Consider the following 23,006-nt stretch of genomic DNA (forward strand, 5'->3'; position numbering starts at 1 on the left):
CAAGCAAGGGAGAACGTCATGATCACCCGCAGACAATGGCTCCAGGCCAGCAGCGTCTTCGCAACCGCGCTGGCGCTTGGCCCGCGCTCCGCTTTCGCGCAGCCGGCCAAGACGGTGAAGGTCGGTGTCGGCCTCAAATCGATCAACGCCAGCGTCATCAACCTGCTGGTCGGCGAGGCGCTGGGCTACAATGCCGAGGAAGGCTTCAAGGTGCAGGGGCTGGCGCTCGGCGGCAACGCCAACGTCCAGGTCGCGACCGACAAGGGCGATGTCGATGTCGGTATCGGCGTGCCATCCTACGCCCTGCCCATCCTCGCCCGGGGCGAATGGGGCCAGTCGCAATGGTTCTACCAGTACACCTATCCCTATAAATGGGACGTGGCGGTGAAGCCGGGCTCGGCGGTGAAGGCCTATGCCGACCTGAAGGGCAAGAATATCGGCGTCTCCGATTTCGGCGGCACCGAATATCCCGTCACCCGCAACGTGCTGAAGTCGCTCGGCATCGACCCCGACAAGGACGTGAAGTGGACGGCGGTCGGCGCCGGCGTGCCGGCCGGCGTCGCACTCCAGCGCGGCGCGATCGATGCACTCGCCTATTACGATACGGGCTTCGGCATCATCGATGGCGCGGGCATCCCGCTCGAATTGGTGAAGCGACCCGACAATCTGCCGATGATCGGCGGCCAGTTCCTGATGGGTCTGCGGCCGCGCATCCAGGCCGAGCGCGCCACCTTCGTCGGTTTCGGCCGCTCGACGGCCAAGGCTTCGCAGTTCATCCTCGAAAACCCGACGGCCGGCGCCAAGGCCTTCCTCAAGCTCTATCCGGAAACCGCCCCGCGCGGCTCCACCGAGGAGCAGGCGGTGAAGTCGGTGCTGGAGGCGATCAGCCGGCGCATCAAGCTCTACGAGCCGCCCTATCAGGGCGCCAAGATGGGCTCGATCCGGGTCGACGAATTCGTCACGGAAGCCAAGATGAACGACTGGGACATCAAGGACTTCTCCAAGATCTACACCAATGATCTGATCGGCGAGATCAACAATTTCGATGCCGAGAAGATCCGGGCGCAGGCGCGCGCCTATACCGGATGAACGAGGCCTTCTCCGAAACCGACGGGCGCGTGAAACATGCGCTCGTCACCGGCGTCAGCTCGGGCATCGGCGCAGCGATCGCGCAGCAACTGCTCGGCGAGGGCTGGGCCGTGACCGGCTTCAGCCGCAGCGCTCCGGCCTTCTCGCATGAGCGGCTCGCCCATGTGCCGGTCGACATCGCCGACCGGGCCGCGCTGGGCGGGGCGCTTGCGGGTCTGGCCGGCGTCGACGCCATCGTCCACGCCGCCGGCATCCTGCGCGTCGGCATGCTCGGCTCGCTCGACCCCGCGAATGGTCAGGAGATGTGGCGGCTGCATGTGGACGCGGCTGAGCAGATCGTCGAGGCGCTGGCCGCATCGCTGCCGGAGGGCGCGCGCATCGTCTTCATCGGCAGCCGCACGGCGGCGGGCTCGGCCGGACGCGCGCAATATGCCGCGACGAAGGCTGCGCTCGTCGGCATGGCCCGCTCCTTCGCGATCGAGCTCGCGCCGCGTCGGATCACGGTGAACGTGGTGGCGCCGGGCGCGACCGATACGCCGATGCTGAGGGACCCGAACCGGGCCTCCGTCGCGCCCAAGATGCCGCCGATGGGCCGGCTGGTGAAGCCGGAGGAGGTCGCCGCGACTGCCGCTTTCCTGCTCTCGGAAGGGGCCGCGAGCATCACCGGGCAGCAGATCGTCGTCTGCGGCGGCGCTTCGCTCTGAAAGGCGGCATTCTGAGGCTGAGACTCCGATTCAACGGGCATCGTTCCGATTCCCGGCACTTTCGGCGCGTCAGTTCCTGAAATAGGTCGGGTGCAGCTCGCGCAGCGAGGGCACGAAGTCGAGTGAGCGGGAGAGGTGATCGCGCAGCGCGTCCTGGGCCGCGGCCGGATCTTCCGCCTCGACCGCATCGAGGATGGCGGTGTGCGCCGCCAGGATCTCGCGCATCTTGCCTTCCTTGGGCAGATGCAGGCGCCGCAGCCGGTCGATATGGCCGCTCTGGCGCCGGACAAGCTCCCAGAGAACCGCCATATGCGCCGCATCGTACAAGCAGCGATGGAAGGCGTGGTCGGCGGCGGCGAAGGCCTCATGCTCGCCGAGATCGGCAAAGGCCGTCTGCTGCCGGACGAGGCTTCGCATTCTCGCCAGCACCGTCGGCTGCGGCGCGAGCGCAAGCGCCCGCACCAGCTCGAGCTCCACCGAGCGGCGCAGGAACTGGCCTTGCCGGGCGAGATCGAGGTCGATCGCGCTGACGACGGTGGCGTGCTGGGGGAAGACATCGACCAGCCGCTCTTCCTGCAGCTTCATCAGCGCGTCGCGGATCGGCGTCGAGGAGAAGCCGAAGCGCTCCTGCAATTCCTGCCGCGACAGCATCGTGCCCGGCGCCAGCGCCATCGAGATGATCTCCTCGCGCAACAGGTCGAAGACGATGCCGGCACCGCCCTTGGTCGCCGGCTTGGGCGCTGCCGCAAATCTTTCGAGAAGGTCGCTCATCCTGTTCGCCTCTACCGCACCGGACCGAATACCGCATTCGGCGCGGCGTGACAGCTCCTTGCCGTGTTTCGCATTTTAGCAAGCGCCGATGCCCACGGGCTGGACCGCCGTTGTGCCGTTCGGATTTTAGCATGGCCGAAGGGTTGACGCACTAATGCATTAGTGGTTTGACTGATGCCAATCAAGGCGCATGGCCATCGGCCAAGGACGCGAACAAGAATCATCAGGGAGGGACCTCATGCTCACACGCAGGCAAACGCTCGCGCTCGGTGCGGCGGCGGCAATCGGCGCTCATTCCGGCGCAAGGGCGCAGGCGAAGACCGAGATCTCGCTGAGCCGCCAGCCCGGCATCCTCTACATGCCGACCCATGTCATCGAGAAGCAGAAGCTGATCGAGAAACATGCCGAGAAGCTCGGCGTTGCCGGCGTCACCACGAAATGGGTGAACTTCTCGAATGGCGGGGCGCAGCAGGACGCGTTGCTCTCCGGCAGCGTCGACATCATCAACACCGGCACCGGGCCGCTGCTGGTGCTCTGGGACAAATCGCGCGGCCGGGTGAAGGGGATCTGCGCCAGTTCCGCCCAGCCCGCGCTGCTGCTGACGCGCGACCCGCGGATCAAGACGCTCAAGGACTACAAGGAAGGCGACAAGATCGCGGTGCCGACCATCCGCGTCTCGACGCAGGCGATCCTGCTCCAGATCGCGGCCTCCGACCTGTTCGGCCCCGATAAATGGAACCATTTCGATGCGATGACGGTGCAGCTTGGCCATCCCGATGCGCTGATTGCGATGAAGAACCCGAGCCACGAGGTGAAGAGCCATTTCGCGGCGCCGCCCTTCCAGTTCTACGAACAGCAGCAGATTCCGGAGGTGCGGGTCGTCGCCAGCTCCGCCGACATCATGGGCTCGCCGCTGAGCCAGGGCCAGTTCATGACGACGACGGGCTTCGCGGAGGCCAATCCGAAGATCGTCCAGGCGCTGCGCAATGCGGCCGAGGAGGCGAAGGGCTTCATCGAGACGAAGACGCCGGAGGCCGTCGAGATCTATCGCGAGGTCACGGGCGACAAGACCCCCTCCGACCAGATCCTGACGATGCTGAAGCAGCCCGGCATGATGGAGTGGAACATCTACCCGCAAGGCACGATGAAGTTCGCCGAGCACCTCGTCCGCACCGGCGGCGTCAAGACGACTCCGGCCTCGTGGAAGGACTATTATCTGCCGGTGGCGCATGACCTCTCAGGGAGCTGAGTTGGCTTCGCCGCGCCCGCCCGTGCCGGTCACGGACGTGCCGACGTCGCAGGTTGCGGCCGTGGCCGAGCCCTTGCTCGACGTGTCCTCGGTCACCTTGCGCTACAAGCTGCCGGGACGGGTGATCACGGCGACGGAGCGCGTCTCCTTCCAGGTCAACACCTCCGACCGCTTCGTGCTGCTGGGGCCGTCGGGCTGCGGCAAGTCGACCCTGCTCAAGGCGGTCGGCGGCTATCTGAAGCCGAGCGAAGGCAGCATGACGATCAAAGGCCGCACCGTGACGGCGCCCGGGCCCGACCGCATGATGGTCTTCCAGGAATTCGACCAGCTCCTGCCCTGGAAGACCGTTCTGGAGAACGTGATGTTCCCGCTGGTGGAGGCGCGCGGCCTGTCGCGCAAGGAGGCGGCCGAGAAGGCCAAGCTCTATATCGAGAAGGTCAACCTGACGCGGGCGCTCGATTCCTATCCGCATACGCTCTCGGGCGGCATGAAGCAGCGCGTCGCGATCGCGCGCGGCATGGCGATGGAGCCCGACATCCTGCTGATGGACGAGCCTTTCGCTGCGCTCGACGCGCTGACGCGCCGCACCTGTCAGGACGAGCTGATCCAGCTCTGGGAGGATACGCGCTTCACGGTGATGTTCGTCACGCATTCCATCGCCGAGGCGATCAGGATCGGCAACCGCATCCTGCTGCTCTCGCCGCATCCCGGCCGCGTCAAGGCCGAGGTCGTCGATGTGGACACCACCTCGGTCGCCGACGGCAGCGCCGGCCGCCTGGAGCGTGAGATCCACGACCTGCTCTTCGCCGATGACGGCGTGGCGGCGCATTAGAACCGGGACGATGGTCATGGCCCCAGAAACATCGTCTTCGACCGCCCGCATCGAGATGCGTCCCTCGTCCGGCCCGGCCAGCGCCGAGGTGGAGCGAAAGGTCGGCCTCATCGAGGCGCTCTGGGATGTCGGTGCCGTCCGCAAGACGGCGATCATCCTCGTCCTCGCCGCGATCTGGCAGGCCTATGGCGCCTATCTCGATAATCCCCTGCTGTTCCCGAGCCTGACCGAGACGCTGCGCTCGCTCTCCGAGAACATCGCCAGCGGCGTGCTGCCGGCCCGCGCCTGGGCCTCGCTCAAGGTTTTGCTGATGGGCTATGTCGTCGGCGTCGCCTTTGCCGGCGTGCTGACGATCGTGGCGATCAACACGCGCATCGGCTCCGATTTCCTCGAGACCGTCACGGCGATGCTGAGCCCGCTGCCGGCGATCGCGCTCCTGCCGCTGGCGCTGATCTGGTTCGGGCTCGGCAATGGCAGCCTCGTCTTCATCCTGATCCATTCGGTGCTGTGGCCGGTTGCGCTCAACACGCATTCCGGCTTCCGAGCGGTCTCGGAGACGCTGCGCATGGTCGGGCGGAACTACGATCTCCGTGGCTTCCGCTACATCCGCAAGATCCTGATCCCGGCGGCCTTTCCCTCGATCCTGACCGGCCTCAAGATCGGCTGGGCCTTCGCCTGGCGCACGCTGGTTGCGGCCGAGCTCGTCTTCGGCGTCTCGTCGGGGCAGGGCGGTCTCGGCTGGTTCATCTTCGAGAACCGCAATTTGCTCGAAATCCCGGCGGTCTTCGCCGGCCTGCTGACGGTCATCCTGATCGGGCTCGTCGTCGAGAACCTGATCTTCCGGACCATCGAGGCCCGGACCGTCCTGAAATGGGGCCTCCAGCATTAATCCGGCCGGCAGATCGACCACGATGGCGCGAGGGGATTGACATGGCAAAGTGGAGCAGAAGGCAGTTCGGGGCGATGACCCTGGCGGGCATCGCTGCGTCACCCTGGTCCGGAGGAACCGAAGCGATGGCGCAATCCGCCAAGACCCGCACGGCCGAGACCGGCACGACCACGGCCGCCAACGTCTCGACCGCTTATGTCGCGGTCGGCCCGGAGCTGACGCAATATGCGGTCGACGGGACGACGATCAGCCCCGTGCCCGGCAGCATGGTAAGCGTTCCGGCACCGATCCAATATGTCTGGCAGCATCCGGGCAAGCCGATCGCCTATGTCGCGTCGAGCGATCGCTTCGCGGCAAAGCCGGCCGATCTTCACCACCTCAGCGCCTTCGCCATGGCACCGGGCTCGGGCAAGCTGAGCCTGATCGGAGCCCCACGGCTGTTGACGTCGCGGCCGATCAACATCTCGACCGACCGTGACGGGCGCTTCCTCCTGGTCGCCTATAACGACCCGGCCTCGCTGACCGTCCACCCGATCGCGGCCGACGGCAGCGTCGGCGAAGCGATCAAGCAGGACGGCAAGCTCGATGCCGGCATCTATGCGCATCAGGTGCGGATGCTGCCGTCCAATCGCACCGTCCTTCTGGTGACGCGCGGCAACGATCCGGCCGGCGGCAAGCCGGAAGATCCGGGCGCGCTGAAGGTCTTCTCCTTCAACCAGGGCAAGCTCGCCGAGAAGCAGTCGGTTGCGCCAGGCAGCGGCTACGGGTTCGGCCCGCGTCATGCCGATTTTCACCCGACCAGGCCCTGGTTCTATGTGACGATGGAGCGGGAAAACCAACTCCAGATGTTCACGCTCGGAGCCGAAGATCGCATCGGCCCCGCGCCCGCCTTCGTGAAGACCACGCTGGCCGAGCCCGGCAAGGTCCGCCCGGGACAGGTGGTCGGCGCGATCCATGTTTCGCGCGACGGCCGCTTCGTCTATGTCTCCAACCGTGCCGACGGCAAGACCGAGCTGGATGGCAGGAAGGTCTTCGTCGGCGGCGAGAACAGCATCGCCGTGTTCGCGGTCGACCCGAAGACGGGTGAGCCCAACCTGATCCAGGCCGTCGACACGCGCAGCTGCCATGTCCGTACCTTCGCCATCGATCCCTCGGGCAAGACACTCCTCGCCGCGAGTGTCGCTCCGATGGACGTCGCCTCGGGCGGCACCGTCTCGACCGTCCCGGCCAAGCTCACCGCCTTCGCGATCGGAGCCGATGGCAAGCTGAGCTTTACCGCAGAGCGGGCGGTGGACACGGCGAAGGGGCCGATGTTCTGGTGCGGATTTACGCCGCTGACCTGATCGGGCGAAGATCGGTGACACCCTGGCGACACTGCGGAAGCGAAAGCTGACAATGACGAAGACACCGGAAAACCTGCGCAGCGCGCGCTATTTCGAGCCGGATGATTTCCGCTCCTTCGGCCACCGCTCGCGGATGAGCCAGATGGGCTACGCGCCGGAGGAGTATCGCGGCAAGCCGGTGATCGCGATCATCAACACCTGGTCCGACCTCAACCAGTGCCATGCGCATTTCAGGCAGCGTGCGGAGGATGTGAAGCGCGGCATCCTGCAGGCCGGCGGCTTCCCGGTCGAATTGCCGGCGATCTCGCTTTCCGAGAGCAAGGTGAAGCCCACGACCATGCTCTATCGCAACTTCCTGGCGATGGAGACCGAAGAGCTGATCCGCTCCCACCCGGTCGACGGTGCCGTGCTGATGGGGGGGTGCGACAAGACCACGCCCGGCCTGTTGCTCGGCGCGACCAGCGCGGGCGTGCCGGCGATCTTCGTACCGGCCGGGCCGATGCTGCGCGGCAACTGGCACGGCAAGGTGCTGGGCTCCGGCTCGGACGCCTTCAAGTACTGGGATGAGCGCCGGGCCGGCAACATCTCCGACAAGGACTGGTCGGAGATGGAGGTCGGCATCGCGCGCTCCTACGGCGTCTGCATGACCATGGGCACGGCCTCGACCATGACGGCGCTGGCCGACACGCTCGGCATGACGCTGCCCGGCGCCTCCTCGATCCCCGCCGCCGATTCGAACCATATCCGCATGGCGACCGCGACCGGGCGGCGCATTGTCGAGATGGTCTGGGAAGGGCTGACGCCGGAGAAGATCCAGACCGAAGCCGCCTTCCGCAATGTGATCAACGTGGCCATGGCGATGGGCTGCTCGACCAATGCGGTGATCCATGTCGTCGCCATGGCGCGCCGCGCCGGCCATGCCATCGGGCTCGAGGATTTCGACGCGGCGAGCCGCAAGGTGCCGGTCATCGCCAATGTCCGGCCGAGCGGCGACACATATCTGATGGAAGATTTCTACTATGCTGGCGGGCTGCTCGGCCTGCTGACGCGGTTGACGCCCTTCCTCGACCTCGACCAGATCAACGCCTCCGGCAAGAGCTGGCGCGAGAGCCTCGTCGGGGCCGAGATCTACAATGACGACGTCATCCGCCCGCTCGACAACCCGATCTATGCCGAGGGTGCGATCGCGCTGCTCAAGGGCAATCTCGCGCCGCGCGGCTGCGTGATGAAGCCTTCCGCCGCCTCGCCGAAACTGCTGACGCATTCCGGGCCGGCGCTCGTCTTCGACGATTATCCGATGCTGAAGGCGAATATCGACCGCGATGATCTCGACGTGACAGCCGATACCGTTCTGGTGCTGCGCAATGCCGGCCCGCTCGGCGGCCCCGGCATGCCGGAATGGGGCATGCTGCCGATCCCCAAGAAGCTGGTGAAGCAGGGCGTGCGCGACATGGTGCGCATCTCGGATGCGCGCATGAGCGGCACCTCCTACGGCGCCTGCATCCTGCATGTCTCGCCGGAATCCTATGTCGGCGGGCCGCTGGCGCTGGTGAAGACGGGGGACATCATCACTGTCGATGTGCCTAACCGCAGGATTTCGATGGAGGTTTCCGACGAGGAACTGGCACGGCGCAAGGCCGCGCTGAAGCCCGAGCCTGCACGCTACGAGCGCGGCTATGGCTGGATGTTCTCGCGCCATATCGGCCAGGCCGACGAAGGCTGCGACTTCGATTTCCTGCGCACCGATTTCGGGGCGCCGGTTCCCGAGCCCGTTATTTTCTAGACCGGAGCGATGATCATGCTTTCCACCGAAACGCGCGAGAAGCTGAAGCGCGTCAGCACCGCGACGCTTTGTACGGCGCTGTTCAAGCGCGGCTTGCGCAACCAGTTCATCCAGAACGTGCACCCGCTCGGCTTCAAGGGCGAGAACATGGTCGGGCCGGCCTTCACCCTGCGCTACATCCCGGCGCGGGAAGACCTGAACCAGCTCAGCGTCTTCCAGGACAGGTCGCATCCGCAGCGCAAGGCGGTCGAGGAATGCCCGCCCGGCGCCGTCTTCGTCGTCGACAGCCGCCAGAATGCGCGCGCCGCGTCCGCCGGCTCGATCCTGGTGTCGCGATTGATGGTGCGCGGTGTTGCCGGCATCGTGACCGATGGCGGCTTCCGCGACAGCCCGGAGATCGCGGAGCTCGCGATTCCCGCCTATCACCAGCGCCCCTCGGCGCCGACCAACCTGACCTCGCATCAGGCGATCGAGATCAACGGGCCGATCGGCTGCGGCGACGCGCCGGTCTTTCCGGGTGACATCGTCGTCGGGGACGGGGAGGGCGTCGTCGTCATCCCGGCGCATCTCGCCGACGAGATCGCGGAGGAGGCTATCGAGATGACGGCCTTCGAGGATTTCGTCACGGAGAAGGTGCTGGAGGGCCGCTCGATCCTCGGGCTCTATCCGCCGACCGACGAGCAGTCGAAGATCGATTTCGCGGCCTGGCGTCAGAAGACGGGGCGATAAGCGCCGCGTCGAGGGGGGCCGGACCTTCCGTTCCGGCGCCCGTCAATGGCCTGCCCCTGAGCAAGCTCAGGGAGCGGGCAGGGGTCGAAACCGGGCCTGGGTTCCGTCATGCGCTCATGGCTCGGCGGCGCGCTTGCGAATTCACTTGTCCCGTTCCGGCCTCTTGGCGATAGATCGGGCATGACACATGCCGATGCCGCCGCCGCGCTCTCCGTCTGGGTTGCGCTCGAGAGTCCCACCAGTCATCCCGCCGGCGTGAACGGCATGATGGATCTGGTCGCGAAGGAGGTCGCTGGCCTGCCGATCGCGGTCGAACGGATCGCCGGCCGCGACGGGCTCGGCGACATGGTGATGCTGCGGGCGGGGCTCGACAACGGCCAGCCGGCCGTCGCGGTGATGTCGCATCTCGATACGGTGCATCCGGTCGGGACGAGCAGCAAGGACCTGCCGGTTCGCATCGAGGGCGACAGGCTCTATGGGCCGGGCGTCTACGACATGAAGGGTGGGGCCTGGCTCGCCCTGCAAGCCTTCAAGGACGTGGCGAGGGCCGGTTCCGCGAAGCGGCCGATGATGTTCCTGTTCACGCCGGACGAGGAGATAGGCTCTCCGACGAGCCGGGGGCTGATCGAGGAGATCGGCCGGGGATCGGCGGCTGTGCTGGTCACGGAGCCAGCGCGGCAGGGCGGCAGGATCGTGACGGCGCGCAAGGGCGTCGGCCGCTTCGAGGTCCGCTTGGAGGGCCGGCCGGCCCATTCCGGCTCGCGCCACGCCGACGGGCGCAGCGCCATACGCGAGGCGGCGCACCAGATCCTCGCCATCGAGGCCATGACCGACTATGCCCGCGGCATCACCACCAGCGTCGCGCTGATCGGCGGCGGCACGGCGGCGAACGTCATTCCGCAGCATGCCTGGTTCAGCGTCGACTGCCGCGTCACGACGCTTGCCGACGGGGCGATGATGGAGCAACGCATCCTCGGCCTGAAGGCTCATGATCCGGAGGTGACGATCCGCATCACCGGCGGCATGAACCGCCCGCCTTACGAGAAATCCGCCGCCGTGGCGGAGCTGTTCGAGACGGCGCGCGGCGTCGCGGCCGGGATCGGGCTCGACCTGCAGGATTGCCCGATGACGGGCGGCGGTTCCGACGGCAACTTCACCGCCGCGCTCGGCGTGCCGACGCTCGACGGCCTCGGCATCGACGGCGACGGTGCTCACACGCTGCAGGAATACGCGCTGATCTCTTCGATCGCGCCGCGCCGCGCGCTGATGAAGGGCCTGCTGGAGACGATCTGAGGTCTGCCCGCCTGACGAAAGGCCCTTTGAGGAACCATCGGTGTCATCCCGGCTCCGGCATGGATCCCGGGTCTGCGCTTCGCTCCGCCCGGGATGACGGGCGAAGCGAGGTCGCAGTCACCGGAAAACAAAAAGCCCCTCGCATTGCGAGGGGCTTTTCCGTTTCCGGTGACCGGAACTCTCAGGCCTCGGGCTCACCCATGCCGCCGGCCGCGAGGAATTTCTCCAGCCAGTGGATGTTGTAGTCGCCGTTGAGAATGTCCGGGTTGCGCACCAGCGTGCGGAACAGGGGCAGCGTCGTATCGATGCCGTCGACGACGAACTCGTCGAGCGAGCGGCGCAGCCGCATCAGGCATTCGTCGCGGTTGCGGCCATGCACGATGAGCTTGCCGACCAGCGAATCGTAATGCGGCGGGATCGTATAGCCTTGGTAAGCCGCCGAATCGACGCGCACGCCGAGGCCACCCGGCGTATGGAACGAGGCGAGCTTGCCGGGCGAGGGGCGGAAGGTTGCCGGGTGCTCGGCATTGACCCGGCATTCGATGGCATGGCCCTCGAGGACGATGTCCGACTGCTTGAGCGAGAGCGGTGCGCCGGCCGCGATCCGGATCTGCTCGTTGACGAGGTCGATCCCGGTGATCATCTCGGTCACGGGATGCTCGACCTGGATGCGGGTGTTCATCTCGATGAAGTAGAACTCGCCGTCCTCGTAGAGGAATTCGATCGTGCCGGCGCCGCGGTACTGGAGCTCGCGCATCGCCTTGGCGCAGATCTCGCCGATGCGGTCGCGCTCGCCGGCGTTGAGGGCGGGCGAGGGGCCTTCCTCCCAGACCTTCTGGTGGCGGCGCTGAAGCGAGCAGTCGCGCTCGCCGAGATGGATGGCGTGGCCGCGACCGTCGCCGAGCACCTGGATCTCGATATGGCGCGGCTTCTCGAGATATTTCTCGATATAGACGGCATCGTCGCCGAAATTCGCCTTCGCCTCGCTGCGGGCGGTCGAGAGCAGGACGGAGAGCTCGTCCTCGTTGCGCACGACCTTCATGCCCTTGCCGCCGCCGCCGGACGCGGCCTTGATGATCACGGGCAGGCCGATCTCGCGGATGATGCGCAGGGCCTCGGCATCGTCGGAGACGCCGCCCTCTGAGCCCGGCACGCAGGGGATGCCGAGGCGCTTGGCCGTGCGCTTGGCCTCGATCTTGTCGCCCATGCTGCGGATATGCTCCGCCTTCGGGCCGATGAAGGTGATGTTGTGACGATCCAGGATCTCGGCGAAGCGGGCGTTCTCGGACAGGAAGCCGTAGCCGGGATGGACGGCGTCGGCGCCGGTGATCTCGCAGGCGGCGATCAGCGCCGGGATGTTGAGATAGCTCTCGCGGGCCGGCGGCGGACCGATGCAGACGCTCTCGTCGGCGAGGCGCACATGCATGGCGTTGGCGTCGGCCGTGGAATGCACCGCGACGGTGGCGATGCCGAGCTCCTTCGCCGCACGCAGCACGCGCAGCGCGATCTCTCCGCGATTGGCGATCAGGATCTTGTCGAACATCTTGATCTCGTCGTCGTTGCGCTTGGGCGTCACTCGATCACCAGCAACGGCTCACCGTATTCGACCGGCTGGCCGTCCTCGACCAGGATCGCGGTAACCTTGCCGGCGCGCGGCGCGACGATGTCGTTGAAGGTCTTCATCGCCTCGACGAGCAGGATGCGCTCGCCCTGCTTCACGATGCTGCCGACCTCGACGAAGGGCTTGGCCTCGGGCGAGGGGCGGCAATAGGCGGTGCCCACCATCGGGGAGGTGACGGCACCGGGATGGCCCGCGCCGGGCTTGACCTCGACGGCGGCGGGCGCCGCCGGGGCAGGGGCAGCCGGAGCGGGAGCGACCGGATACGGAGCTGCCGGCACATGCACCGTGGTCGCCAGGCTGCGGGCGACGCGCACGCGCAGATCGCCCTTCTCGACCTCGATCTCGGTGAGATCGGTCTGGTTCAATAGCTCGGCAAGCTCGCGGACGAGGTCTGGATCGATCGGGCTCTTGGTCGCCATGGCGGATATCACCGTCTTCTCGGATAATCGGTTGGGACGGCGGCGGCGCCGCCATCCCGCTCGTTTTGGTTCAAGCGGCGAGAGCCGCAGGCTTCATCCCGGAGGTCGCGCCGACCTTTCGATCTGCCGGGCCGGACATGGCAGGGGATGTCCCGCTGCTGGATCGAGCCGACAGAGCGAAGGAGGAGCCTTTCGGCGTGGGCGTGGCGACCATGAAGGATGCGGATTCCAGGGACCGCGCGAGGCGGCGGACGCCGTCCTCATAAACGCTGCGGGCCGGCAGGGGAAGCCTCAAGGCTCCCTTGCCGGCCCACGGAAGGCGGTCATCCAGGCGGCGGATCAGCCGGCGCAGTCGGTCTTGCCGCAACGACGGACCGAGTCGAGCTTCTGCTTGAGGGCATCCTGGCCGACGGCGCCAAAGACGATCTCGTCGCCGATCACGAAGGCAGGCGTGCCCGTCAGGCCCAAACGATCGCCCAGCGCGACGGTGTCCTCGATCGAGGCCTTGGTGGCGGCCGCGTCCATGTCCTTGCGGGCGCGATCGATATCGACGCCGAAATCCTTGGCGATCTCGAGCGCCTTGGCGCCGTTCACGCGGCCCTTCACGCCCATCAGCTTGTTGTGGAAATCGAAGTATTTCGCTCCCTGGAGCTGGTTCTTGACCGCGATCGCGACGCGGCTCGCCTCGACCGAATCGGGGCCGAGGATCGGAAAGTCCTTGAGCACCACCTTGAGCTTCGGGTCGGCCTTGGACAGGGCGGTCACGTCCTGCATCGCCCTTTTGCAGAAGCTGCAATTGTAATCCATGAACTCGACGAGCGTGATGTCGCCTTCCGGATTGCCGATGACGATGGAGGTGGCGGGGTCGGTAAGTTTGGCCTTTTCTCCCGCGACCGCGTTACGCTGGGCCTCGGCCTGCGCAACGGTGTTGCGCCGCTCCAGCTCGACGAGCGCGTCCTGAATGATCTCGGGATTCTTGACGATGGTCTCGCGGATGAGATCGACGATCGCCTTGCGCTGCTCGGGCGTGAGCGGGGCCTGGCCCTGCGCCAGGGCGGGCGCGGCGACCGTCGCGAGCCAGAGGCCGAGCGCGAGGCCGGCAGGGCGCAGGCAGGCGCGCGCCAGGCTGGTGAGGGTCGGGAAAGCCATCTCGTCGTCCTTTCGCTTGCGGCACCCGCAGGATGGGCGCCGGCACGGAAGCGTTTCAGCCCGTGCTTGTGGTTGCTCGGCGTGCCGGCGTCAAATCACAGCTTAGAGTGCCCAGCCTGACCCGGATGCTCCGATCGGCTCCCTTGCCGCAGGTTGCAGGCGGCGGCGGCCTCGGCTACGCCCGCGGCCAGATCGCCGCAAACGGACATGACGATGCCGCAACCCAGCTTTCCAGCTTCCGGCCTGCCCGCCCTCGCGGAACGGGCCGAGCGCGTCGCCCCATTCATCGTCATGGACGTGATGAACCAGGCGGCGGCCATCGAGCGCAAGGGCGGCTCGGTCGTGCATATGGAAGTCGGCCAGCCCTCCGCGCCGACGCCACGCTCGATCCGCGCCGCCGTTTCGCATGCGCTGGAGGATGGCCGGATCGGGTACACCCAGGCGCTGGGCACGGATTCGCTGAGGGCTCGCATCGCCCGCCATTATCGCGAGGCTTATGGCGTTGACGTGGCGGCGGAGCGGGTCGTGGTGACGACGGGCTCCTCGGGCGGCTTCATCCTGGCCTTCCTCGCCTGCTTCCAGCCGGGTGCGCGGATCGCGATCACGGCGCCGGGCTATCCGGCCTATCGCAACATCCTGATCGCGCTCGGGCTGGAACCGGTCGCGATCGAGGTCGGGCCGGAGACCCGTTTTGCGCTGACACCCGAGCTGATCGAGCGCGCCCATCGCGAAAAGCCGCTCGCCGGCGTGCTGACGATGAGCCCCGCCAACCCGACCGGCGTGGTGATGACACCTGAGGCCATCGCGGAGGTCGCCGCCTGCTGCCGTCGGCTCGGGCTCTGGTACATTTCCGACGAGATCTATCACGGCCTGACCTATGAGGCGCCGGCGACCACGGCGCTCGCCGCCGATCCCGACGCGATCATCGTCAACTCCTTCTCCAAATATTACTGCATGACCGGCTGGCGAGTCGGCTGGCTGGTGGTACCGCCGCGTCTCGTCAGGACGATCGAGCGGCTGCAGCAGAATTTCTCGATCTCGGTGCCCTATCTCAGCCAGGTCGCCGGCGAGGCTGCCTTCGACGCGACGGAAGAATGTGAAGCCATCAAGGCCGGCTACGCCGCGAACCGCGCCTTCCTGCTGAAGGCCCTCCCGCAGATCGGGCTGGGGGATTTCCTGCCGGTCGACGGCGCCTTCTACATCTATCTCGACGTCGGCCGATATTCGAACGATTCCATGAGCTTCTGCCGCGACGCTCTCGAAAGGGCAGGGGTCGCGATCACGCCCGGGCTCGATTTCGACGAGGGGCGTGGGGCGCGCACCGTCAGGCTCTCCTTCGCGGGCTCTCTCACTGAATGCGAGGAGGCCGTTTCGCGCCTCGGAACCTGGCTCAAGACGCGCTGACGACGAGCTTTGAGCGCGAGCCCCTTGCCAGGCTCGGCCAAAGCTCAGCATTGTCAGTGGCGAGCGCGAAGCGGAGATCTGCCATGAATCGTGGCGCGGCCGGCCCGGCTGTCATGAGATGGGGCGTTTCTCTGGTCCTGGCCTGTCTGGCCATGCTCGTTGCCGACCATGCCGCGCGTGCCCAGACGCCGGCTCAGCCCCCGGTCGTCCTGACATTGCGCGGCGACGAGACGCCCGAGACGATCGCCAATACGGTGAACGCGCTGTCGGCCGGCGGCCGGCGGGTCGAGATCAGGCTCGCCGGAACGGCTCCGCCGCCTGCGCCCGACGCGACCGACAAGAAGCTCAAATCGGCATCGAAGCCGGCCGCGCCCGCGAAGGCCGGGCCGGTCGGAATGCCATCGACCGGGGACGACATGCTCTCCGGCCAGATCGACGCGCTGCTCGACCGGGTCGTCGACGGCATCGACTATGGCAACAGGGCGATTCCGAGCATTGCCGGGTTGCCGGCGGATTGGCAGGCTGCCTGGCAGCGCAATGCCAATGGGCAAACCGGCTTGCCGGCCGGCTGGCGCATCCTGTCGATCGTGGCGCTCGCGCTGGCGGTGGCCTTCCTGGTGCGGGCCGCCTGTGTGGGCTGGTTCGCCCGCAAGCGCGTGCCGGCCGGGCCGGAATTCACGCCGCGCCTGATCGCCTCCGCCTACGGCCTCGCCGAGGACATGCTGACGATCCTGCTGGCGCTGCTGGTCGTGCGGATCGCCCGCAACGCCTGGCTGCCGGAGAGCGACATCGCCTCGATCAGCCTGACGACGGCGACCAACGGCGCGGCCATCGGAGCGATCTACATCGCCGTCGGCCGTTTCCTGCTGGCGCCCGGTGCGCCGGAGCGGCGCATCATGCCGCTGCCGCGGGCCGACCATCACTTCCGGCTGCTGGTCCTCTATGCGATCGCGACGCCGGTGATCGTCACCAGCATCCTGCTCACGCACCACGTCGCGCATGATCCCCTTCCGGCTGCCGGTCTCATCGCGCTGACCGGTTTCGCGGTGACGCTGTTCAAGCTCTGGTGGTTCTACGACATGCGCCATGACCTCGCGGCGCTGGTGCTGTCCGGGGCCTCGTCGCCGGGCGTGGTGCGGCGCATGGTGGCGGCCGGGGCTGCCTGGTTCTACATGGCGGCGAGCATCCTGCTCTGGCTCGTCGAGGCCGGGGCGGCGATGATGACGAATGGCGGGCGCTGGGCCGAGGCCGGGGCGCTGACGCAGACCGCCATCGTGATCCTGCCGATTCTCGTCGTGGGCATCTCCAGCCTGATGCATTGCCGGGCCATGCATCGCCAGACGACGCAGGGGGCGACGCCTCTGTCTCAGGCCGGCGGCGCGGCGCTGCGGGCCGCCGCGGTCGGTGTGATCTGGGCCGCCGGCCTCTTCGTGCTGGCGCGGCTCTGGGCCGCCTTGCTGCTCGGGATGAGCTCGGACCAGTTCGTGGTCTTTTCCCGCCAGGCGGCCGGCGTGGTCGTCTTCGCCTTCGCCGGCTGGGTGGCGCTGGTCTTCCTGCGCGCATTCTTCGATGCCTATGCGCCGAAGCGCCTCGTCGTCGGTCCCGCCGATGAGGAGGCCGCCCATGACGATGCCGTTCCGACCCGTCTCGCCACGGTTCTGCCGGTCCTGCGCGGCGTCATTCTCGGCGCGGTGGTCGGCCTGACCATCCTCGTCGTGCTCTCCCGCCTCGGCGTCGATATCGGCCCGCTGCTTGCCGGTTTCGGCATTCTCGGCCTCGCCTTTTCCTTCGGTTCGCAGACGCTCGTGCGCGACATCGTCTCGGGCATGTTCTTCATGATCGAGGACGCCTTCCGCGTCGGCGAATATGTCGATACCGGCCGGCTCAAGGGCACGGTGGAGAAGATCTCGCTGCGCTCGATCCAGTTGCGCCACCAGAGCGGCCAGATCCACACCGTGCCGTTCGGCCAGATTTCGTCGCTGACCAATGCGAGCCGCGACTGGGCGACGGTGAAGTTCAATGTCCGCCTCGACCATTCGGCCGATATCGAGCAGGCGCGCAAGGCGATCAAGAAGACCGGGCTCGCCTTGCTCGAGGATCCGGAATTCGGTCCGCATTTCATCGCCCCGCTCAAGATGCAGGGCGTCGCCGACATCACCGACAGCGCCATCGTGATCCGGCTGAAATTCACGGCCAAGCCGAACCAGGCCTCGGCGTTGCAGCGCGAGGCGCTGAAGCGGGTCTACCGGGTGCTGAACGAGGCCAGGATCCCCTTCGCCTCGAACGCGGTCACGGTGCGCGGCGGCGACCAGGGCACGCAGGCCGGGGCGGCCGCGGCGATCTCGACCGTGCCGCCGCCGACCCCGCTCGCGCCTGCGGCGGGCTGATGGCGCTCAAGCGTCAGAGCAACAGGAACAGCCCGAAGCCCGTCACCGCGAGCACGGCACCGAACAGGCGGGCGAGCCGGGCGGCGCCGATGACCGACAGGCGTTCCGCGCGGCGGCCAGCACGCGCAGCCGGCTCGGCCTCCACCTCGCTGCGATACTGGTCGGCATAGAGGCCGGGCGTCATCTGCGGGCCCATCGGGCGATTGCCTTCGAGTTCGACCCTGACGGCGATGAACAGGACGAGCAGGCCGAGCACGCCGACGCCCAACCAGCCGACGGCGCGCCATGCGAGAATGGCGAGCGCGGCCAAGGCCGCCGCCGACAGGACGCTCAGGACGACATGCTCCGTGCTGCGCGGTGGCGGCATGCTTGCCCCTCGGATGGCTTGCGAGCCTGCCGATGATGCCCCGCTTCGCGGCTGCGGCCAATGGCTGGCGAGGTCGGATCATGAAAAAGGCCCGCTGCGGAGCAGCGGGCCTTTCGATCTTGCGATGTTCTCTCGGCTCAGGAACGGCCGGCGAGCTTGTTCCACCAACCACCGCGCTTCGGCCGTGTCGGATCCGGCTCGGTCAGGACGACCGCGACGGGCTCTTCGACGGGGCGCGGAGCGGGAGCCGGCTCGGGTTCCGGGGCAGGCGGCGCGGCGGCGGCGCTGGGCTCGGCCTCCGCAGCGGGCTCCACAGCAGCCTTGGCCGGCTTCTCGGCACGGGCAGGCGCCTCGGGCTCCACCGGCGCGGGCGCAGACCCGGCAGCACCTCCCTCGGTGATCGGAACGACCTTCTTCCGCGAGCGGCTACGCTTCGGCTTTTCGGCTTCGACTGGCGCGGCTTCCGCGACGACGGTATCGGCCGCGACCTCCTTGGCCGCCTCGGCCTCCTTCGTCACCTTCGGCTTGCGGGCGCGGCTGCGCTTCGGCTTGGGCTCCTCGGCCGGAGACGCGGCTTCCTCGGCGGCTACCGCCTCGATTGCCGGAGCCTCGGTCGCGCTCTCGACGACGGTCTCGGCGCTTGCCGATTCCTCGCCCTCGTCATCATCGCCGTCCTCGCTCGCGGTGCCTTCGCCCTGCATGTCCTGCTGGTCGCGCTCGCCACCCCGCCGACGACGCCGGCGCCGGCGGCGGCGGCGGTTCTCTCGGCTCTCGGCCTCGCCTTCGCTGCGCTCCTCCTGCGCGTCGCCGGCGGCCGTCTCGCTGTCGCCGGTCTCGGCGTCGAGTGCGGCGGCCTCGGCGGCGGCGTCGAGTGCCTCGTCATCGACATCGGAGGCGACTGCCTCGGCCTTGAAGGGCGAAGGTACGACCCGGCCCTCATTGCCGACGAACTCGCCGCGCTCCAGCTCGAAATAGCGGGTGCCGAGCAGGTTCACATCGGTCGAGATCGTGATCGCGATGGCGAAGCGGTTTTCGAGATCGGCCAGATGCGCGCGCTTCTGGTTGAGGACGTAGAGCGCGACCTCCGGCCGGGTGCGGATGGTGAGGTTGTGCGAGGCGCTCTTGATCAGCGTCTCCTCCAGCGCGCGCAGGATCTGCAGCGCGACGGAGGGCGTCGAGCGGATCATGCCGGCGCCGGCGCAGTGCGGGCAGGGGATCGAGGAGCTCTCGAGCACGCCGGTGCGGATGCGCTGGCGCGACATCTCGAGCAGGCCGAAGGCCGAGATGCGCCCGAGCTGGATGCGGGCACGGTCGTCCTTGAGGCATTCCTTCAGCTTCTTCTCGACGGCCCGGTTGTTCCGGTTCTCCTCCATGTCGATGAAGTCGATCACGACGAGGCCGGCGAGGTCGCGCAGCCTGAGCTGGCGGGAGATTTCCTCGGCCGCTTCGAGATTGGTCTTGAGGGCGGTGTCCTCGATATTGTGCTCGCGGGTCGAACGGCCCGAGTTGATGTCGATCGCGACCAGCGCTTCGGTCTGGTTGATGACGAGGTAGCCGCCGGACTTCAGCGTCACCGTGTTCGAGAACATTGCGTCGAGCTGGCTCTCGACGCCGAAGGCGGCGAAGAGCGGGGTCTGGTCGCGATAGGGCTTCACGCTCTTGGCATGGCTCGGCATGAGCATGCGCATGAAGTCCTTGGCCTCGCGATAGGCCTCCTCGCCAGCGACGTGAACCTCGTCGATGTCCTTGTTGTAGAGGTCGCGGATCGAGCGCTTGACGAGGTTGCCCTCCTCATAGACCAGCGCCGGGGCGACGGAGGCCAGCGTCAGCTCGCGCACGCTCTCCCACATCCGCATCAGATATTCGTAGTCGCGCCGGATCTCGACCTTGGTGCGCGAGGCGCCGGCCGTGCGCAGGATCAGGCCCATGCCCTCCGGCACCTCCAGCTCCTGGGCGATCTCCTTGAGGCGCTTGCGGTCCTCGGCATTGGTGATCTTGCGCGAGATGCCGCCGCCCTTGCCGGTGTTCGGCATCAGCACCGAGTAGCGGCCGGCGAGCGAGAGATAGGTGGTCAGCGCTGCGCCCTTGTTGCCGCGCTCCTCCTTGACGACCTGGACCAGGATGATCTGGCGGCGCTTGATCACCTCCTGGATCTTGTACTGGCGGCGCGACTGGCGGTGCGGCCGCTCGGGCATGTCGTCGAGGGCGTCGCCGCCGCCGATCTGCTCGGGAGCCTCTTCGGCCTCGTCACCATGATCCTCGTCGTCGCCGTCCTCGTGGTCGGAAGGCTTGCGGGCCTCGGCCTGATTCTCGGACGAGGCGGCCTCGTCGGCCGATGCGACCGCTTCCGTCGTCTCGAAGGTCAGCGGCGCGGCGTTTTCGACGGCGTCCTCAGTCGCCGATTCGGCAATGGCCGGCGCGAAGGACTCGCCGAAAGCCGGCGCGCCCTCATTGACCATGGCGGCCTGCTTGCCGTCGGTCTCGACATGTTCGCCAGCGCTCTCGCCGGCCGTCTCGATCTCGGCCGAGACGGTCTCGTCGGCGGCGGCCTTCTTGGCGCGGTGATCGCGGTCGCCACGGCGCCCGCGGTCGCGGCGGCCGCGCTTCTCGCGGCGCTCCTCGTCGCGCTCTTCGTCACGCTCGGCGCGCGCCTCGTCCTCGATGAGCGCCTGCCGGTCGGCGACAGGGATCTGGTAGTAGTCCGGGTGGATCTCGGAGAAGGCGAGGAAGCCGTGCCGATTGCCGCCATATTCCACGAAGGCCGCCTGGAGCGACGGCTCCACGCGGGTCACCTTGGCGAGATAGATGTTGCCGCGGAGCGGCTTGCGGCTGGCGGATTCGAAATCAAACTCTTCGACGCGGGATCCGCGCACCACCACGACCCGGGTCTCTTCCGGGTGGGTGGCATCGATCAGCATTTTGTTGGCCATCAGAAATTTCCATGGGCGCGGCCGCTGGCAAGACCCGCGAGGCTGCGGACAAGAATCCGCTGCCGCGAGCCAGGGCGCCGCTGAAGGGCCGGCGCGAGCCGGCATGTTGCAGGAGGGAGAAGTCGGTCGAGACAGGAAGGCGGCTGGGGAAGGCAGAGCGAACGAAACGCCCAGCGCAATCCCGCAGGTTTGAATGCTTCACCGATGATACGTGCGGCGTCGCTTGCCCCGTCATCTGCCCTGACCTGCGGCGCGCCCGTCTCTCGACAGGACGCTCCGCGTTTGCACGCTCGCGAGACAGGGCAGGGCGCTGAACTCGCGATCCCGGCCCGCCCTCTGCGGACGATCCATTACGGTCGACCTGCTGCCACCACCCGGATGGGCGGAGGCCCAACCTGCTCCGGACGCCGACGGATGGTTCGATCCGGATGTGTCCTATGGGCAGGTTGGCGGGCAACCATGTTCCATTACAGATAGGTCACAGTGATTTGCAAGTCACATCGCAACCGGATCGCGCGGAACGCATGGCGGCGCGGTTCATCGCGCGATGATGTCGTGGTAACGGCCTGTTAGGAATTCGGGTCGCTATGGTTAAGTCTTGGTGACGACAAGCGGGATTTTTGAGCTGTTTTCACGCATCCGCCAGGTCGAATCGGGCTTTTTCCGGGCTGTGGGGCGCTGGAGGGCGGTTTCGCGCGCGTGGGCCGGTGTCTGGCCGATGGTGGGGCTGTGCGTCCTTCTCGGCGCCGTTCCGGCGTTCGGCGAGCCGGGCAGGTCGCAGAGCGAATTTCCCGTCGCGACTGATGCGCGGCTCGAGCAGCAAGGCGACATCGTCAAGCTGACCATGGCGCTCTCGACCGTCATCGACGTCGAGTCCTGGGTGCAGGCCGCGCCCGACCGCGTCATCGTCGAAATGCCATCGACGAATTTCCAGATTCAGCCCGGCGCCCGCAAGACCGCCGGCTTCATCGGCGCCTATCGCTACGGGCTGTTCACGGCCGACAAGGCCCGAATCATCATCGACCTTTCGCAGCCCGCGGCGATCGCGAAGGCCGAGGTTCGTGCCCTTCGGGGCGGGCTCGGCGAACTGGTGATCGAGCTCCGGAAGACTGGTCGCGCCGAATTCCTGGCCGAGGCCGCCAAGGCGAGGAAGCCGAACGTCACGGCCGCCCTGCCGACGCCGGCGAAGCCCACGGGAGAGGCGCGCCGCACGATCGTCATCGATCCCGGTCATGGCGGCATCGACCCCGGTACGCTCGTCGCCTCGATTGCCGAGAAATCGGTGGTGCTGAATTTCGGCCTTGCGCTGAAGCAGCAGCTCGAAGCCTCCGGCCGCTATCGCGTGGTGATGACCCGTGACGACGACCGCTTCGTGTCGCTCGGCGACCGGGTGAAGATCGGGCAGGACGAAAAGGCGGACCTGTTCATCTCGATCCATGCCGATTCGCTGACGCAGGCCCAGGATGTCCGGGGTGCCACCGTCTATACGCGCTCCGAACGGGCGACCGACGCCGAGGCTGCCAGGCTCGCCGCCAAAGAGAACCAGGCAGATGCCGTGGCGGGGCTGGAAACCAGCGAGGAGGTGCAGGACGTCGCCGGCATCCTGATCGATCTGGCGCGACGCGAGACGCGGACCTTCTCCGGGGTCTTCGCCCGCAATCTGGTCGAAAAGATGGGGGCCTCGGTCCGGATGCACAAGATCCCGCTGCGCTCCGCGCGGTTCTGGGTGCTGAGCGCGCCGGACGTGCCTTCGGTGCTGATCGAGCTCGGCTACATGTCGAGCCCGAAGGATGCCGAGCTGTTGACTTCCGCCGAATGGCGCGGAAAAGCGGTTGGTGCCGTCGGTGCGGCGGTGGACGAGTACTTTGCCCGGGAGCGTGCCTCTGTCGGGCAGGCAGCCGAGAACCGGCACGCGCCTTAAGTTCGCGAGATGGTGTCAAGTTGACACGAATTGTGGTCGCGAAGCCACGGTTCCGCCATCACGGTCATGTTATAGCTTGCCGTTGCAAAGCGCCCCGTTTCGGCGCGCGCCGGGTGGCAGAGATGG

General features: G+C 67.2%; 18 protein-coding genes. 12 read left to right on the plus strand and 6 right to left on the minus strand.

Annotation, left to right across the window (positions count from 1 at the left end; genetic code table 11):
* Nucleotides 1-18 precede the first annotated feature (18 nt).
* The gene (locus IED13_RS12700; protein WP_112762294.1) at nucleotides 19-1,089 is read left to right on the plus strand and encodes an ABC transporter substrate-binding protein; all 1,071 of its coding nucleotides are present in this window, start codon (nucleotides 19-21) and stop codon (nucleotides 1,087-1,089) included.
* Nucleotides 1,086-1,793 carry an SDR family NAD(P)-dependent oxidoreductase gene (locus IED13_RS12705; protein ID WP_191124372.1) on the plus strand — a complete coding sequence of 236 codons (708 nt, stop codon included), beginning with the start codon at nucleotides 1,086-1,088 and terminating at the stop codon, nucleotides 1,791-1,793. Before IED13_RS12700 ends, IED13_RS12705 begins: the two co-directional genes overlap by 4 nt.
* Before the next feature lie 69 nt (nucleotides 1,794-1,862).
* Here the strand turns inward: IED13_RS12705 and IED13_RS12710 are convergent, their stop codons facing one another.
* Nucleotides 1,863-2,564, minus strand: coding sequence for a GntR family transcriptional regulator (locus IED13_RS12710; RefSeq protein ID WP_191124373.1), 702 nt, complete (start codon nucleotides 2,562-2,564; stop codon nucleotides 1,863-1,865).
* Between the two features lie 238 nt (nucleotides 2,565-2,802).
* On the opposite strand from IED13_RS12710, the gene IED13_RS12715 reads away from it, so the two are divergent.
* The 7 genes from IED13_RS12715 to IED13_RS12745 all read left to right on the plus strand — a co-directional run bounded on the left by IED13_RS12715 (nucleotide 2,803) and on the right by IED13_RS12745 (nucleotide 10,682).
* Complete coding sequence (locus tag IED13_RS12715) at nucleotides 2,803-3,813, plus strand: ABC transporter substrate-binding protein (protein ID WP_113252268.1); 1,011 nt, start codon at nucleotides 2,803-2,805, stop codon at nucleotides 3,811-3,813.
* Nucleotides 3,794-4,645: an ABC transporter ATP-binding protein gene (locus tag IED13_RS12720; protein ID WP_133564356.1), complete on the plus strand. Its 852-nt coding sequence runs from the start codon at nucleotides 3,794-3,796 to the stop codon at nucleotides 4,643-4,645. The genes IED13_RS12715 and IED13_RS12720 overlap by 20 nt, the downstream gene beginning before the upstream one ends.
* A gap of 55 nt (nucleotides 4,646-4,700) precedes the next feature.
* Nucleotides 4,701-5,534, plus strand: coding sequence for an ABC transporter permease (locus IED13_RS12725; RefSeq protein ID WP_248312569.1), 834 nt, complete (start codon nucleotides 4,701-4,703; stop codon nucleotides 5,532-5,534).
* A gap of 125 nt (nucleotides 5,535-5,659) precedes the next feature.
* Complete coding sequence (locus tag IED13_RS12730; RefSeq protein ID WP_191124375.1) at nucleotides 5,660-6,877, plus strand: lactonase family protein; 1,218 nt, start codon at nucleotides 5,660-5,662, stop codon at nucleotides 6,875-6,877.
* A 52-nt stretch (nucleotides 6,878-6,929) separates the two neighbouring features.
* Entirely contained in the window at nucleotides 6,930-8,660 is a 1,731-nt protein-coding gene (gene araD, locus IED13_RS12735; RefSeq protein ID WP_038365734.1) for an L-arabinonate dehydratase, read from the plus strand.
* Nucleotides 8,661-8,669: 9 nt separating this feature from the next.
* Nucleotides 8,670-9,389, plus strand: coding sequence for a ribonuclease activity regulator RraA (locus tag IED13_RS12740; protein ID WP_191124376.1), 720 nt, complete (start codon nucleotides 8,670-8,672; stop codon nucleotides 9,387-9,389).
* A 180-nt stretch (nucleotides 9,390-9,569) separates the two neighbouring features.
* Nucleotides 9,570-10,682 carry a M20 family metallopeptidase gene (locus tag IED13_RS12745; protein WP_112762286.1) on the plus strand — a complete coding sequence of 371 codons (1,113 nt, stop codon included), beginning with the start codon at nucleotides 9,570-9,572 and terminating at the stop codon, nucleotides 10,680-10,682.
* A gap of 181 nt (nucleotides 10,683-10,863) precedes the next feature.
* On the opposite strand, the gene accC is transcribed toward IED13_RS12745, so the two are convergent.
* The 3 genes from accC to IED13_RS12760 form a co-directional block, all read right to left on the minus strand.
* Nucleotides 10,864-12,225 carry an acetyl-CoA carboxylase biotin carboxylase subunit gene (gene accC / locus IED13_RS12750; protein ID WP_038366029.1) on the minus strand — a complete coding sequence of 454 codons (1,362 nt, stop codon included), beginning with the start codon at nucleotides 12,223-12,225 and terminating at the stop codon, nucleotides 10,864-10,866.
* Between the two features lie 29 nt (nucleotides 12,226-12,254).
* Nucleotides 12,255-12,722, minus strand: coding sequence for an acetyl-CoA carboxylase biotin carboxyl carrier protein (gene accB, locus IED13_RS12755; RefSeq protein WP_038365739.1), 468 nt, complete (start codon nucleotides 12,720-12,722; stop codon nucleotides 12,255-12,257).
* A gap of 339 nt (nucleotides 12,723-13,061) precedes the next feature.
* The gene (locus IED13_RS12760; RefSeq protein ID WP_191124377.1) at nucleotides 13,062-13,871 is read right to left on the minus strand and encodes a DsbA family protein; all 810 of its coding nucleotides are present in this window, start codon (nucleotides 13,869-13,871) and stop codon (nucleotides 13,062-13,064) included.
* A gap of 213 nt (nucleotides 13,872-14,084) precedes the next feature.
* On the opposite strand from IED13_RS12760, the gene IED13_RS12765 reads away from it, so the two are divergent.
* Together IED13_RS12765 and IED13_RS12770 are read left to right on the plus strand one after the other, a co-directional pair.
* The gene (locus tag IED13_RS12765; RefSeq protein ID WP_248312563.1) at nucleotides 14,085-15,275 is read left to right on the plus strand and encodes a pyridoxal phosphate-dependent aminotransferase; all 1,191 of its coding nucleotides are present in this window, start codon (nucleotides 14,085-14,087) and stop codon (nucleotides 15,273-15,275) included.
* Nucleotides 15,276-15,358: 83 nt separating this feature from the next.
* Nucleotides 15,359-17,662: a mechanosensitive ion channel family protein gene (locus IED13_RS12770; protein WP_191124379.1), complete on the plus strand. Its 2,304-nt coding sequence runs from the start codon at nucleotides 15,359-15,361 to the stop codon at nucleotides 17,660-17,662.
* A 13-nt stretch (nucleotides 17,663-17,675) separates the two neighbouring features.
* Here the strand turns inward: IED13_RS12770 and IED13_RS12775 are convergent, their stop codons facing one another.
* Nucleotides 17,676-18,029, minus strand: a complete 354-nt coding sequence (locus tag IED13_RS12775) for a hypothetical protein (protein ID WP_191124380.1) — start codon at nucleotides 18,027-18,029, stop codon at nucleotides 17,676-17,678.
* Nucleotides 18,030-18,166: 137 nt separating this feature from the next.
* Nucleotides 18,167-20,959, minus strand: a complete 2,793-nt coding sequence (locus IED13_RS12780; protein ID WP_191124381.1) for a ribonuclease E/G — start codon at nucleotides 20,957-20,959, stop codon at nucleotides 18,167-18,169.
* 718 nt (nucleotides 20,960-21,677) lie between these two features.
* Here IED13_RS12780 and IED13_RS12785 point away from each other — a divergent pair.
* Nucleotides 21,678-22,880, plus strand: coding sequence for an N-acetylmuramoyl-L-alanine amidase (locus IED13_RS12785; RefSeq protein ID WP_191124382.1), 1,203 nt, complete (start codon nucleotides 21,678-21,680; stop codon nucleotides 22,878-22,880).
* The last annotated feature ends 126 nt before the right edge of the window (nucleotides 22,881-23,006 follow it).

It is taken from the genome of Allobosea spartocytisi (assembly GCF_014764685.1).
In the GTDB taxonomy this organism is placed as follows: domain Bacteria; phylum Pseudomonadota; class Alphaproteobacteria; order Rhizobiales; family Beijerinckiaceae; genus Allobosea; species Allobosea spartocytisi.

What these genes read in the sequence shown, in the direction of transcription:
- IED13_RS12700 (WP_112762294.1), top strand. Translation starts at nt 19, where the DNA reads ATGATCACCCGCAGACAATGGCTCCAGGCCAGCAGCGTCTTCGCAACC.
- IED13_RS12705 (WP_191124372.1), top strand. Translation starts at nt 1,086, where the DNA reads ATGAACGAGGCCTTCTCCGAAACCGACGGGCGCGTGAAACATGCGCTC.
- IED13_RS12710 (WP_191124373.1), bottom strand. Translation starts at nt 2,564, where the DNA reads ATGAGCGACCTTCTCGAAAGATTTGCGGCAGCGCCCAAGCCGGCGACC.
- IED13_RS12715 (WP_113252268.1), top strand. Translation starts at nt 2,803, where the DNA reads ATGCTCACACGCAGGCAAACGCTCGCGCTCGGTGCGGCGGCGGCAATC.
- IED13_RS12720 (WP_133564356.1), top strand. Translation starts at nt 3,794, where the DNA reads ATGACCTCTCAGGGAGCTGAGTTGGCTTCGCCGCGCCCGCCCGTGCCG.
- IED13_RS12725 (WP_248312569.1), top strand. Translation starts at nt 4,701, where the DNA reads ATGCGTCCCTCGTCCGGCCCGGCCAGCGCCGAGGTGGAGCGAAAGGTC.
- IED13_RS12730 (WP_191124375.1), top strand. Translation starts at nt 5,660, where the DNA reads ATGGCGCAATCCGCCAAGACCCGCACGGCCGAGACCGGCACGACCACG.
- araD (WP_038365734.1), top strand. Translation starts at nt 6,930, where the DNA reads ATGACGAAGACACCGGAAAACCTGCGCAGCGCGCGCTATTTCGAGCCG.
- IED13_RS12740 (WP_191124376.1), top strand. Translation starts at nt 8,670, where the DNA reads ATGATCATGCTTTCCACCGAAACGCGCGAGAAGCTGAAGCGCGTCAGC.
- IED13_RS12745 (WP_112762286.1), top strand. Translation starts at nt 9,570, where the DNA reads ATGACACATGCCGATGCCGCCGCCGCGCTCTCCGTCTGGGTTGCGCTC.
- accC (WP_038366029.1), bottom strand. Translation starts at nt 12,225, where the DNA reads ATGTTCGACAAGATCCTGATCGCCAATCGCGGAGAGATCGCGCTGCGC.
- accB (WP_038365739.1), bottom strand. Translation starts at nt 12,722, where the DNA reads ATGGCGACCAAGAGCCCGATCGATCCAGACCTCGTCCGCGAGCTTGCC.
- IED13_RS12760 (WP_191124377.1), bottom strand. Translation starts at nt 13,871, where the DNA reads ATGGCTTTCCCGACCCTCACCAGCCTGGCGCGCGCCTGCCTGCGCCCT.
- IED13_RS12765 (WP_248312563.1), top strand. Translation starts at nt 14,085, where the DNA reads ATGCCGCAACCCAGCTTTCCAGCTTCCGGCCTGCCCGCCCTCGCGGAA.
- IED13_RS12770 (WP_191124379.1), top strand. Translation starts at nt 15,359, where the DNA reads ATGAATCGTGGCGCGGCCGGCCCGGCTGTCATGAGATGGGGCGTTTCT.
- IED13_RS12775 (WP_191124380.1), bottom strand. Translation starts at nt 18,029, where the DNA reads ATGCCGCCACCGCGCAGCACGGAGCATGTCGTCCTGAGCGTCCTGTCG.
- IED13_RS12780 (WP_191124381.1), bottom strand. Translation starts at nt 20,959, where the DNA reads ATGGCCAACAAAATGCTGATCGATGCCACCCACCCGGAAGAGACCCGG.
- IED13_RS12785 (WP_191124382.1), top strand. Translation starts at nt 21,678, where the DNA reads ATGGTGGGGCTGTGCGTCCTTCTCGGCGCCGTTCCGGCGTTCGGCGAG.